This is a genomic window from Methylobacterium sp. WL103, assembly GCF_008039885.1.
Taxonomy (GTDB): domain Bacteria; phylum Pseudomonadota; class Alphaproteobacteria; order Rhizobiales; family Beijerinckiaceae; genus Methylobacterium; species Methylobacterium cerastii.
On record NZ_VRUX01001108.1, the window covers coordinates 1 to 764 of the forward strand.

Sequence of the window (764 nt, forward strand, 5' to 3'; positions counted from 1 at the left end):
GCGCAGGCCCCACAGGGTGCTCGCCGCCGCGATCACGGTCGCGCCGACCGCCACGGCGGCGACGCCGAGCAGCTTCAGCGCGCCGCCGTCGAAGCCGGACTGGGCGAGCATCCCCGCCTCGAAGATCACGGCGGCGACGAACCCGGCGGTGGCCGCCACGATCTGCAGCGCCAGCGCCGCCGGCAGGAGTTTGCGCACCAGGGAGAACCCGCCCACGAGCGCGTCGCGCGAGGTGCGCCCGACCAGCCCGAGGACGGCTCCGGTGAGCAGCACCAGGATCGAGAGCGCCGCCGCGAGCCCGCCGCCCACGACCACCACCGGCGGCAGGCTGCGGCGCCAATCCATTAGCGTGGTCATGGTCGCGACCTCGCCGCGCGCGTCGCGCGCCTTGTCCAGGGCGAGGGGGCCGCCGTAGGTCTGGCCGCCCTTGCGGAACTGCAGGGTGTAGTCGACGCGCCCGTCGCGCGGCGTCCGCGCCTCCAGGTCGGCGACGATCGCGGAGAGGTGGCGATGCTCGGCCGCGAACGCGGCCCAGTCGTCGTCGGCACGCCGGCCCTCCCAGAGGCCGAGCAGCATCACGAGGAACGGCAGCAGCACCGTGGCCGCCACGAGGCCCACCAGCGCGCGCAGGCGCCGTGGCGGGGGCGTGATCGTCGTCTGAGCGATGAGAACCTCCTTGCGGGAGACGAGGGACGAGGGCGCGCGCCGCAGCCGACGGCCATGACGGGACGAGGCCGAACGGCGCCCCCGCGCGACGCGCTTCC

General features: G+C 75.7%; 1 pseudogene. It reads right to left on the reverse strand.

The window, feature by feature from the left end:
- Window positions 1-764: pseudogene (locus FV222_RS28090) on the reverse strand (hypothetical protein); the annotation flags it as partial.